This window comes from Leptolyngbya sp. 'hensonii', from assembly GCF_001939115.1.
In the GTDB taxonomy this organism is placed as follows: Bacteria; Cyanobacteriota; Cyanobacteriia.
This window is the reverse complement of sequence record NZ_MQTZ01000046.1, coordinates 1-11,881: the sequence shown is the minus strand read 5'-3', so window position 1 is coordinate 11,881 and position 11,881 is coordinate 1. Positions and strand designations below refer to the sequence as shown.

Genomic DNA, 11,881 nt, shown 5'->3' with positions numbered 1-11,881 from the left:
TGACGGCTACTAAATCTCTAACCCTGATGAGGCAACCGTTTTGGAATACAAGCGTAACGTCTATGCCAGTGAGAACTGTTATACGATGAATATAAGGTTTTAAGGAAATTTCATTAAAAATATTACTGAAAACTTTAAAGGTTTGTATTAACGGCTCAGGACTGTCGCTGTTGCACCAAGCCAGCTTACCCACCGGAGGGGGAATTGAGATCTGGGATTTCAGAGTTGGCATAGTCAGTGGCTGTAGGGGTTTCAATCAGGTTCTCGAGCGCCTCCGTCATTACTTTCGGGTCCATGAAGATGACCTTTGAGTTAGGACTGTCACCCAATTTATAGCTGGCATCGACATAATCCTGGGCCACCAGGAACTGTAAGACTGCCTTACTATTAGGCTGGGAGCGGAGTACTTCCGAGAGCAACTGGATTGCCCGCACGGTTCCCTCTGCTTTTTTAATGGATGCCTGTTGTTCTCCCTCTGCTTCCAGAATGGCTGCCCGTCGTTTGATTTCGGCTGCCCGTTGCAGTTCCATGGATTCCAGCACCGATCGGGGCGGGGAAATATTTTGAACCTCCACCCGCACAATCTTGACGCCCCAGGGTTCAGTGGCCTCATCCAGCTCCCGCAGTAGGATGCGGTTGATCTCATTCCTGGAGCTGAAAGTTTGTTCCAGGTTCATCTGGCCTACCGCCGATCGAATGGTTGTTAACACTAAATTTTTAATTCCCCCTTCCAGATCATCGATCGAGTAGTAAGCCTTCACCAGATCCAGAACTCGCCAATAAATCACGGCATCCACTTCAATCGAAATGTTGTCCTTCGTGATTGCCATCTGGGCTTGTGTGTCGAGGACCTGCTCCCGGGTGGTGTCTTCCATCACGATCGCATCCAGCACGGGAACCACAAAGTTAAGCCCCGGTTTGAGGGTGCGGTGATAGCGGCCCAGACGTTCAACCAGAGCCATGCTGCCTTCATTGATAATCTTCACGGAGCCGATCGTATACCCGACCATTACCAGTGCCAGTGCAGCAAGGATAGGTTCCATAGTTTAGATTTGTTCCCTGAGCATTCACCCCACTATAGCGCTTTGAGTCTCAAGTCACGATCGGGACTGAACCAAGAATATCGCGAAAAAAGTCTGATTTGTGCTAGCTTAGTCTATGCCTGGTTAGTAAACCCGATCGGGCGGGCATAGTTTAGTGGTAAAACTCCAGCCTTCCAAGCTGATCATGCGGGTTCGATTCCCGCTGCCCGCTTAGCATAAAGCCCTTGAGAGCATGGTCTTTCAGGGGCTTTTCTGATCAAAAAAATTAGCCCGATCGACACCGGAAGGGATTACCGCCATGGCTACTCCAAAACCCAACCTGATTGAATTGTGGGAATACTCAATAATTGAGCTGTCCATTAGGGGATTGTTATGGTAGGATTATAAATCGTGGACGAGGGGGTCGGTGCCCGAGTGGTTAATGGGGGCGGACTGTAAATCCGCTGGCTACGCCTACGCTAGTTCGAATCTAGCCCGGCCCATCCACGCACTCGTTTAGGGTTCAAATCTGGGGCTTTAGATTTTGGATCCTGAACGCTTTGCCCGTATAGCTCAGGGGTAGAGCACTTCATTGGTAATGAAGAGGTCATGAGTTCAAATCTCATTACGGGCTTTCAAGAAGAGTAACGGTCCTGGATCACAGATCAGGAAGCCGCAGGGAGCAACGGCGATCGGATTGCGGCTTTGAACGCTCTGCACACAACTGATTTGCCAAATGCGCAAGTTTTACTGTTCAGTTATAAAGGCATAACTACTGATTTCCCCAAAGTTGCTTAAACCCGTAGGGTTTTCTACCCAAAAAATCCAAGAAGTCATCCGACACGGTTGAATCATCTGGGAAAATGGTCAGCAATTCTGCATATTGCGTTGTGGGTTTCCAGATTGGTCTACCATCACTATTTTGAGTCCTATGGAATCGAGGATACAGTCGATGCCAAATACGTCCAATTTTCGTTTTAGGCTGGAGATCGTTCCTGCTTGACCATCCGGTAAGTTCCGAATGCTTGATTGACTTTGCTCCCTGATATGGCTCGTGTAACCACCGAATAGCAAGGCTGTCTTTTTTATCCCTAGCTAGTCGCCCCCAAACTTGTACATTGCTTTGATGCCAAGCTTCTCGAATTCCAGGGGTTAGCTTTTCTTGAGGCTCAAGTTTTTGTAACCAGGAAAGTTCTTTCCCTTTATCGTGAAAAGTATCCAAAAATTTCGTTATTGCGGCTAAGTCTTCTCCAAAGGGAATGTACAAAGGATACGATCGCTTTGTGAATTCCCAATGACAACCAATCAGTTGGCGTTTATAGGCTGGGAAAAAGTGAGGATGATAAGCCCGTCGCCAAGATTTGCCGAATCCTCCTAGAAGCATGGCAAATTTCATCAGGCGAATGATGAATTGTTTTAACTCATCCTGTTGTTCAGAGGTCAAGTCAGACTTCATCAGCAACACATCTAGAACAGCATCTCCAGTTTCATAAATAGGAACCACGTTATTACGATGAACGGGCGATTGCCATTCTTCCAACTCTAGATTGGGTGCATTAAATGAAATACCCAACAGACCTACAATGGCATCTTCTCCCCGCCCAATGCCACCCCATAGCAGCTTTGTGATTCGGTCAGCCGTTGCTTCATCAGTAATGCCATTAAATAAGCGTCGAGTGTGCCCTCGCAGAGCCGCTTTAAATAGATTGGGACGAAATTCTTCCTGCCCGTCGATTAATTTGGAAGCTGGTCCTTCACCAGACAGACTAAACCCTACCAACTTATTACCGCTATGAGTCGCAATCTGACCATAGCCTGCACTCACACGGGATCCAATACCTTGTTCTAAGGCAGTTCGCCATACCTTCCAGACCAACTCCCATTGCTCAGAGGTCAATGTTTTTGAACTGGAAATTCCAAATACAAAGGTCGGTTGGTGCAAAGAAATTTGGATGAATGCGCTGTGATTTCCTTGATTTTTACTTTGCCAATCTTCTTGAGGATGCACCACGTCAACTAGTGAGTTATCTAGCCACTCAGCATCGTTAGGGTATCCTCCATGAAAGCGCAACATACCGGGATGCAATTCTCCGTCTTTATCTTTGCCACCGCAGAATAACAGAACTTCATCCGCAGGGCAAAGTTGCCTACAGGCTCTCAGAAACGCACCCTTCATACTGGAGCCAGGAAAATAAGCCCACCCCCGTTCTCCAATCACTGGGCGAATTACCCCTGCATCCTGACCACTGTTTGTGACCATACGCCAGGTGAATTGATATTTACGAGTCTGAATGTGCGATTCAAACTGGGGCACATTGTTTTTGTCACAGCCTTTTTGCCATTGCTTCGCCCAGTCATAGGCTTGCTGATCTGCCTTTTGGCTAGGAATCAAACGCTGAATCTGAGATCGCCCTTCTACCTGCGCCTGAAACATCAACGGCACATAATCATCCGCTGGCATGATACTAACTCTCCTAAAATTCTATTTTTTGTACCGTTGTGTCCACCAAACGAGACTGTCACAAATTTCTATCAACACAGCCAGAGCGACTTTTCGCTGTTCAATCGTCAGAACTCGCTCATCCCATAATTTAGCTGCCATCGATTTAATCTCTGAAGTATTACGAGGATTGACAGAATCATTGGGGACTGTAATTCCTGCATCTTTCATAACCTTGCAGAGAGCATCCCAAGTTGCTTTCCAAAAGTCAGACTTGTCTCGCTCTTTTTCTTTTTGAGAGAGTCTCAGATGCTCACCCCAGAAACGCTCCAGTCCATAGGCGATAGTAGCCCGCATTTTGTGGCTTTCACCCAACACCTCCCGATCTCGAAATTCCAGGACCAGATCATGGGCTGTGCGATCGATCTCGTATAGCTTCCAGGTCATGCGGCTACTCCTTCACCTTTTATCGTAATTTGACAATTACCAAACCCGATCGACTCCAATCCACCCAGGTAAATTTCGCCACTCTGTTTCTTCTCTCCGAAGGGCTTCCAAGGGGTTTTAGAATCAGTCTCTCGAATGGCGATCGGGAAAACCATGATCGTTCCCTCCGGCAGTGCTTCAGTGTTGAAGAACCCGCCCCCGTCTACCCGCTTTTCATCATCCTTCAGGCGTACCCGACTTTGACGATATAGCGCCATATCGTGAATCATGCCAATCTCATCATCGCCAACAATGACCGCAGGTAATTCTTCACCACTGGGGAACCATGCTTTCAAATTGGTGGTTTCTTTCAATTCCAGAAAACCAAAGTTAAAGAAAAGTTTCTTTTTGCCTTCTACATTGAGCGGTTTCAGTGCTGAAGATCCTGTGTACTTTGTAGGAATTTTGGCATCTTTAAGTTCACCCCCCACAATGCGTTGATAGCGTTTCAACAGTTTTGGAGAACTAACCCATACAACAGGTTGTCCAGGACAAAAAACGGGTAGCCACAACAAAGAAGCATACTCAAATTTCACGATCGATTCTGTTGTTGAGTCTGATTCTCCTGTCTCTGCTGGAGCGCCATACCATTCGTTTTCACTTCCCTTCAAGTCACGCCGCATCTCAGAACGAAACCGTCCTCGAATGGAACTTCCAGGAATAATTCCGGTTTGCGTAAACTGATCTCGAAAAATCAGATTCAAATTACCGCTTTCCTCTCCAGCAGTTGCTCCCACATGAAGGGGAGCCAGGGTTTCGATGATACCGTAGGCTTTTTGATACATAGTCGATTGAATAAACTAGAAGTTGATTGGATAAAACCGAAAAAGCAACAATTCAGGCAGCCTGCGCCTGGAGTGATAGGGTAGCAGGAAGGGGAAGGGCCAGCCCGCAGCCCCAGCGATTCAGGTGCGGGCCTTCTTTCGGAAACAGGTCGGTAGTCCAGTGGGATGTCCACTGGTGCCAGGGAGGCTGAGGGCCACGCATGACGTAAACGGTGCCAGCAGGGACAGCGTAGCGCCCTCGTGAAAGGCGTTTGACTGCACCTTTGCCTCCCATGCGATAGCGGCAGGGAATGGGTTTCCCGGTCAGGATCGATTCCTGTCCAGTTTGGGCATCGTGGTAGAGTTCCGATCGCCAGACATCGGGATAACGCAAAGAAAAGCGATTGGAACCCCACACCCCCGGAGTAATCAGGGCAAAGGCACAGCCCAGGGAGGGGGGAACTAGGCGATCGCTGACGAATTTCCCTAACTCATGACAGGTCACTTCAACGATGTGACCCTCCCCCCCAAAGCGATACCAGCCATCCTGCAAAGCCTGATTCGACAGATACACCAGGCAAACATCCGACGGCAATTGCACCGCATTTTCCAGGAACAGGCTGCCCTGGGTATTGGGTTCATCATCTGGCACATCCCTACGAGGAGCCGCAACTCGCCGTTGATCTAGTTCCAACCGGGGATGCAGGTGGGGCAGAAATTTCCAGGGTGCCCGTTGGATGGATTGGGGATTGTCCCACTGACGGAGGGAGAGCCAGGTTTGGGAATCGAACTTGCCGATGGGGAGTTCACCGTTTTGATTGCGCCATCCCCATTGCTCTGGGTTATCGACTTGGGGTTGCCAGGAGAGCGTTTGGGCGATCGTCGCTTCCCCCTTTTCCACCAGATAAATGAACGGAGTGGGAACGAAAAAATCTTGATCATCATTATTGCTGTCCAGGGTATCTGTCTGGGACCAGAAGGGACCCGCCAGTTGGAGATCCTGGACTTTATCATTGCCGTAATGGGCGGCGAAGATACCCGATAGGGTGGCAGCACTGGGAGGAAAACTGTTCCCCGCCCGTCCGACCAGATTTTCGGGGGAGAGGAAAGGTCCAGCGCTGCCATACAGGAGCCCGAGGGGATGGATCGCAATCAGGTAGTGAAAGGGAGGGTTTGAGTTGGCAGTCATGGTTCAGGCGGCTTGGGTGACTTCGTTGAGGGATTGGGTCAGGTGAAAGCCAACTTTGGCGAGATTAATCACCCATTCGTTAAAAGTGGGTTCGATCCGATCGCCCTTTTTGAAGGAAGCCCGATCGCCCAAAATGCCGCTGAACTCTCGCTGCTTTTTCTCTCCATCGCGATTCCACCAAATTTCCGGGTTTTCTATCAGTTGGCGATAGGCTTTGCCAAAATAGATTTCGATCAGTCCCAGGGCAACGGTTGTGGATTGAAAGGCGTGGCGAGCTTCCAGGGTGGCAACATCGGTGTAAATGTGAGTCCAGTTGGGACTGTTTTCATGTCCCTGAATGCCCCGACGATCGCAGTAGGAAGCCAGCAGCCCTGCCTGGGGAGTGGAGTCGGGTGGGGTGGGAAGCTGGGAAAAGTCGCCTTCCAGGAGCCACCAGGGGCAGACCCATTCCAGATAGTTGCCACTGTTAAACAGGATGCGAAAGGCGATGCGATCGCGTCCGGCGCGTTTGGCAGCTTGTTCGGCTTCACGACAGTGTTGCAACACATCGCGTTGGGGAACGTTAGGGGCTGCCCAAACAAAACCAACGCTGACGGTGATGGGATGTTTAGTCTCTTTCCAGATGGTGGATTTGAAGCGTTCAAACCATTGCAAGCATTCCAGCGGGGTTATTTCTGGATAGGGATGATTCCGGTAGAGTACCCCTAAAAAATCGTCTCCTCCGGCGTAAATAATGCGTCCGTCCTTGTCTAACTTCTTCTGTTGCGGGGTGGTAAAGGTTTGTTTCGGAAGGTGTTTCCACAGGTCGCGCCCCCACATTCGCATATCCTGGCTGAATTGATGTAATTCATCATCCTCTTTGTCGCGCAGATAGTCACCTGCCCGATCGCCATCTCCTTGAAACCAGCCTGTCCATCGCTTATTCTCTTCTCGATTGGCGTTTTCGTCCTCCTGATTGACCGCATCATCGGTTTTGTTTGAAAGGCGATTCAAATCCCGAAATGACAGGGGGATCTCTATGTTCCCAATCTGGAAGTCCACTACTTCCCGGACGGTGATCAAACGCTTCACCAGTTCTGGAATACTGAGGAATTCACGCGGGGTAATGGTTGCCTTTCCCAACAGGTCACTAAGCTGACCGTAGAAGGCGCGCACTTCTGCATCTTCTTCGCGCTGGGGACGACTGTAGGGCCTGTGCTTGCCCGGGTGAGGCCATGCCCGACTGTCAATCCCTGAAAGCGAGGAGCTTTCACCCGTCCAGTTAATCCCAACCCAGGCGCGGGAAAATTTGCGATCGTTCAATGCGGCTTTTGCGTCGTCGGAGCTGGCTCCCGTTGCCCAAAAGAATTCCCAGGCATGGTTTGCCCAGGCTTGCCAGGAGCGATGCCAATATTCGTATTCCCAGCGATCTCCGCCTCGGGTGTGGGGAATCTCGGTTTCAATCCAGCGGCGACAGGTTTCAACAATGCACGTCCAGGCGGAGGAGAAGGCATCGTGGGCTTCTGAGTAGGGAAACTCACCTCGAATGAGAATCTGGTTAGGGGTTCCCTGAGCAACATCAATCAGGGCTGGAGAAACAACGGGATCTTCAGGCCATACGAGCCGTTCCGTTCCGGCAAGATGACGTTCAAATCGCTCCGTTCCAACAAGGTGGTGTTGAGCAGCTTTGCACAGGCGATCGGACAGGTAGGACAGGATAAAGGAACTACCATACAGGTCTTTGAGCTTGCGGGATTTTTCGATGAACCCCTGCACGGGGGCGAAGGTGATAGCCGTATAGACAGGTGGGGTCATGGCTGAGGAAGAAACAGTATAAGCGTGACGGAGCTACTGTAGCAGCCTTCTGGAAGGGGGGGCTTCCAAATGCAATTTAATATAGAATCGCAAACCACTAGGATTACACGATTGGGTTTAGCTCACTCTACTAGCACGGCAAATCTAATTTGGTAGCTCAAACGTCTCTAAAACGCTTGAACTGTCTCGTGATCAAGCCAACAGTTTAAGCTTACCGTGCTATTACCGTAGTTGCGAATCAGCCAAAGCAGGCTAGATTTAAGCAATTCTTTGTCATTACTGAAAAATATTACTGTCCACTCAATCCAGTAACTGGGTGCAATTAACCAGCCACCCTCTTGTAGTTCCCTTGGTAAGAGGGACAGAGACAGCCGGGGACAACGTAACGAAGAGGAGAAGACTATATGACAAAACCAAGTTGGGTAGTTCGGGCGATCGCCGATCCCACCAAGAATTTTTTGGCATTCTTTCTGGTAGGAACCCTGCTGTTTACCGTTGTGTCGGATGGGGTGTCTTATCTCGTTTGGGATTGGCTGGGAACCTGGATAGAAACCCATTGGGGGATTCAACAAGCCTGGTTTCGGGGAGCGTTGACGGGGGGGTTGCTGCTGTTCTTGCTAGGGTTAACCTATGGGACAGACCTGTCTCGCTGGCTGATGAGTCAGTTGGGGCGATCGCCCCTGTTTGCAGCCGTGGAAGTGCCCCAGGCGAACGTTGTGCCCCTGAAACGCACCTATCCAGGGTTGATTGTAGCGATGAGTCCGAAACCCCATTCTCCTGCTGAGGAGGCACTCAGGTTCCACTGGAACCAGGGACAAGTGCCCCATGTGCAGGATTGCTGGATGATTTGTACGGAAAAATCCTTGCCCTATGCAACGGAGCTGGCAGAGCGGTTGACGGCTGAGGGAATCACCCAAACTTTGCGGCTGCACTACGGAGCCTATGGGGTAGAGAATCCGGAAATGCCGGGGGAGATGTTGAGCCTAGTAGTGCCAGATGCGTTGATGGATGACCCCAATTACATTCAACAATTGGTGAATGCCATTTATGCCGATGCAGAAGGTCTGGGTCTGGTGGAGTCGGAGGTGATTGCGGACTACACGGGAGCAACCAAGGGAATGACAGCGGGAATGCTGCTGGCTTGCACACGACCCGAACGGCCCTTGCAATACCTTAGCCAGGTGAATCCGGGACAGATTATGGCGGTGCAGGTGTCCTATCGGTTACGGCCTGTACGAAATCGACGATAGACTCCCTCGCCGGATCGCTGTTCCGCCCACTCCAGAGCTTGGATAGCTATGTTGCCATCCCTCCGAGATCGCTTTCTCTCTCTGTCCAACTTTGAGCAAGCCTGGGATGCGGTAGCCAGTAACCGTGGTTGTGCCGGAGTGGATGGGGAAACTATTACGGACTTTGGATCTTCTAAGGCAGATGCCCTTTCTACGTTGCGAAGAGCGATCGCAGAAGACTGTTACCGTGCGATGCCCCTGCGCCAAATCTGGATTCCCAAGCGATCGGGAGGTTGGCGCGAATTAGGAGTGCCCACCGTCCGCGATCGCCTCGTGCAGCAAGCCCTGTTGCAGGTGCTGTATCCACTGATGGAACCCCAGTTTGAGCCGATGAGTTTTGCCTATCGACCTGGGCGATCCCATCGAATGGCAGTGGAGCAGGTGGGGGTCTGGCGAGATCGTGGCTATACCTGGGTGCTGGAAGCAGACATTGTGCAATACTTCGATCGCATTCAGCATTCCCGGTTATTGGCAGAACTCAAGGAGCGGGTGGATCCGCCTTGGGTGGTGGATCTGGTAGAAGCCTGGATTACCACGGGCAAGCTAACCCCAGAAGGAATTCTTTTGCCCACGGCAGGAATCCCGCAGGGGTCGCCAATTTCACCCATGCTGGCGAATGTGTATCTGGATGACCTGGATGAGGCAATGGCGCAACCGAACTGGAAGTTGGTGCGCTATGCAGATGATTTTGTGGTGCTGGCTCGCAGTCAAGAGCGGTTACAGGAAGCATGGGTAGCCCTGAACTCTTTGCTAACAGCAATGGGGCTGGAATTGCACCCCGATAAAACAGGAATTACTACGTTTAAGCAGGGGTTTCGATTTTTGGGTCATACCTTTGCGGGCGACGTGGTGGTGCCACCCACTCCCCAACGCAGACGGATCAAGCCCGAATCCCGACAGGGTTCGGAGATGCGATTGATCCATGTCGATCGCAGGGAAGCGGGGGAAACCGTGATGCAACAGGCACTTGTAGAAGCATTGAAAGCAGCACAACAGCCTATTCCACCACCGCTATTTGTGGTGTTGGGGTATGGGGTGAGATCGGATTCGTCGGTCAAAATTGAGTCCCCTGAACGGGAATGGAGTAATGGTATGTCGAGTTTGTATGTGGTGGAGCAGGGAACCTGCGTGAACAAGGAAGAGGGACGATTCCGGCTCAGCCCTCCCAGAGGGGACTCTCTGGAAGTTCCGATTCGAGAGGTGGAGCGGATTTTGATTTTTGGGCAAGTGCAGGTCAGTACGGCAGTGATTGGGCTATGTCTAAATCAGCAGATTCCGGTCATCTTTTTAAGTCAAACGGGGGAGTATAAGGGGCATTTGTGGAGTGCCGAATTTGAAGATTTAACGGCAGAACGGTATCAATTTTTGCGTCAGGCAGAAGATCCCTTCCAAATTTGCACAGCGAGGGCGATCGTCTGGGGTAAGTTGATGAACTCAAAGCAATTGCTATTACGGCTGAATCGCAAACGGAAGCTAGAAGTGGTTGCAGAGGCAATTCAGGGCATTCAGCGAGATATTGAGTCGTTGAGTTCAGTGACCTCTTTGGAGCAATTACGGGGATATGAGGGCATTACCGCAGCCCGATACTTTCCTGCTTTGGGGCAATTATTGGTCAATCCAGGGTTTAGTTTTCGAGAACGCAATCGGCGACCTCCCAAAGATCCGGTTAATTCATTGTTGAGTTTTGGCTATACCCTCCTGTTTAACAACATGATGAGTTTGATTTTGGCGGAGGGGTTAAATCCCTATGTGGGCAATCTGCATGGAACAGAACGAAAGATGCCTGCTCTGGTGTTGGATTTGATGGAAGAGTTTCGTTCTCCCATTGTGGATAGCCTGGTGGTAAAGCTGATCAATAGCAAAACGCTCCAGCCTACCGATTTTACGTGGCCCACGTCAGAAGGTGGTGTTTATCTGGCCGCATCAGCCCGACGGCTATTTATTCAAAAGTTTGAACAGGCAATTACCCAATCGGTAAAACATCCTGACCTACAGGAAGCCGTATCTTATCGTCGGGCGATGCATCTTCAGGTGCAGCGATATAAAGCAGCATTGCTAAAAGACATTCCCTATGAGGCGTTTTTGAGATCGGTCTAAGAGATGGCTAAGAAGTGACATCAAAGTCCCCCAGCATGGGGGGATTTAGGGAGCAACATCAAGCAATTTATAATTTTCAGACATTTCCTCATGCTGGTAGTGGTCACTTACGACATTCCCAACAATAAACGGCGCACAAAGCTGGCTGCGTTTCTGGAGGGGTATGGTCGCCGGGTACAAAAAAGTGTGTTTGAATGTTTTTTGTCTCAGGCTGAAATGAAGGAACTGTATCATCATGTTCAGCGACGGGTAAAAGTCGAAGAAGACAATGTGCGTTTTTACTGGCTGTCGCCTCAAGCGGTGCAGCAGGTGTTGGTCATTGGGGGCGATCCGCCTCAACCTCCACTCTCGGTTTATATCGTCTAAGAATCAATCGACGCACCAAGCGAGATCGCTGAAAGCTGCTTTTTTCGGTTGAGGTGTGTCGATAGCTTGCAAGATAAGGCTTTGGAGCACCGAAATTTGGATCAATGGAGGCTTCCAACCGCTTTAGAAATCAGTTATTTTTAAGGTGTATCGATTTGAAAGCTAGAACTCCCTCTGGGAAAGGGCTGTCAGACGAACACCCTACCAATTGGGTCAAATTGGAATAGTTGAAAACTTCCTAGTGCCCAAGTTGTGATAGCAATCGCTACCAAATTCCCTACCAATTGGGTCAAATTGGAATAGTTGAAAACTTCTGAGATGCTTTTCCTGTGAACCCCAGCGTCTTGGAATCGTCATCCAGCCCTACCAATTGGGTCAAATTGGAATAGTTGAAAACCATAACATAGTCTCAGCCCTACTGCCACGACTATATC

9 protein-coding genes, 3 tRNA genes and 1 CRISPR repeat array are annotated in these 11,881 nt (G+C 50.1%); of the genes, 6 read left to right on the top strand and 6 right to left on the bottom strand.

The genetic code is table 11. The features are described from left to right. Positions 1–185 precede the first annotated feature (185 nt). Positions 186–1,043: an SPFH domain-containing protein gene (locus BST81_RS18865; protein WP_075600061.1), complete on the bottom strand. Its 858-nt coding sequence runs from the start codon at positions 1,041–1,043 to the stop codon at positions 186–188. Positions 1,044–1,183: 140 nt separating this feature from the next. Here BST81_RS18865 and BST81_RS18860 point away from each other — a divergent pair. The 3 genes from BST81_RS18860 to BST81_RS18850 all read left to right on the top strand — a co-directional run bounded on the left by BST81_RS18860 (position 1,184) and on the right by BST81_RS18850 (position 1,656). Then, positions 1,184–1,254: transfer RNA gene (locus tag BST81_RS18860), tRNA-Gly, on the top strand. A gap of 189 nt (positions 1,255–1,443) precedes the next feature. After that, positions 1,444–1,525, top strand: a tRNA-Tyr gene (locus BST81_RS18855). 59 nt (positions 1,526–1,584) lie between these two features. Continuing rightward, positions 1,585–1,656 (top strand) — tRNA-Thr (locus BST81_RS18850). A 138-nt stretch (positions 1,657–1,794) separates the two neighbouring features. On the opposite strand, the gene BST81_RS18845 is transcribed toward BST81_RS18850, so the two are convergent. The 5 genes from BST81_RS18845 to BST81_RS18825 are packed head-to-tail and all read right to left on the bottom strand — an operon-like array spanning position 1,795 to position 7,695. Next, positions 1,795–3,483: a hypothetical protein gene (locus tag BST81_RS18845; protein ID WP_075600060.1), complete on the bottom strand. Its 1,689-nt coding sequence runs from the start codon at positions 3,481–3,483 to the stop codon at positions 1,795–1,797. Between the two features lie 21 nt (positions 3,484–3,504). Further along, positions 3,505–3,909: a hypothetical protein gene (locus BST81_RS18840; protein WP_075600059.1), complete on the bottom strand. Its 405-nt coding sequence runs from the start codon at positions 3,907–3,909 to the stop codon at positions 3,505–3,507. Further along, complete coding sequence (cmr4, locus tag BST81_RS18835; protein ID WP_075600058.1) at positions 3,906–4,733, bottom strand: type III-B CRISPR module RAMP protein Cmr4; 828 nt, start codon at positions 4,731–4,733, stop codon at positions 3,906–3,908. Before cmr4 ends, BST81_RS18840 begins: the two co-directional genes overlap by 4 nt. A 52-nt stretch (positions 4,734–4,785) precedes the next feature. After that, positions 4,786–5,901 (bottom strand): type III-B CRISPR module-associated Cmr3 family protein, encoded by a 1,116-nt coding sequence (locus BST81_RS18830; RefSeq protein WP_075600057.1) that lies wholly within the window; start codon positions 5,899–5,901, stop codon positions 4,786–4,788. A gap of 3 nt (positions 5,902–5,904) precedes the next feature. Beyond that, the gene (locus tag BST81_RS18825) at positions 5,905–7,695 is read right to left on the bottom strand and encodes a type III-B CRISPR-associated protein Cas10/Cmr2 (protein WP_075600056.1); all 1,791 of its coding nucleotides are present in this window, start codon (positions 7,693–7,695) and stop codon (positions 5,905–5,907) included. Between the two features lie 404 nt (positions 7,696–8,099). Between BST81_RS18825 and BST81_RS18820 the strand changes: the two genes are divergently transcribed. The 3 genes from BST81_RS18820 (at position 8,100) to cas2 (ending at position 11,447) form a co-directional block, all read left to right on the top strand. Further along, complete coding sequence (locus tag BST81_RS18820) at positions 8,100–8,945, top strand: CRISPR-associated protein (RefSeq protein ID WP_075600055.1); 846 nt, start codon at positions 8,100–8,102, stop codon at positions 8,943–8,945. Positions 8,946–8,993: 48 nt separating this feature from the next. Further along, the gene (gene cas1, locus BST81_RS18815) at positions 8,994–11,081 is read left to right on the top strand and encodes a CRISPR-associated endonuclease Cas1 (RefSeq protein ID WP_171974802.1); all 2,088 of its coding nucleotides are present in this window, start codon (positions 8,994–8,996) and stop codon (positions 11,079–11,081) included. Between the two features lie 90 nt (positions 11,082–11,171). Further along, positions 11,172–11,447, top strand: a complete 276-nt coding sequence (cas2, locus tag BST81_RS18810; protein WP_075600054.1) for a CRISPR-associated endonuclease Cas2 — start codon at positions 11,172–11,174, stop codon at positions 11,445–11,447. Between the two features lie 199 nt (positions 11,448–11,646). Beyond that, a CRISPR array of direct repeats spans positions 11,647–11,844; the repeat unit is 36 nt; unit sequence CCCTACCAATTGGGTCAAATTGGAATAGTTGAAAAC. Between the last annotated feature and the right edge of the window lie 37 nt (positions 11,845–11,881).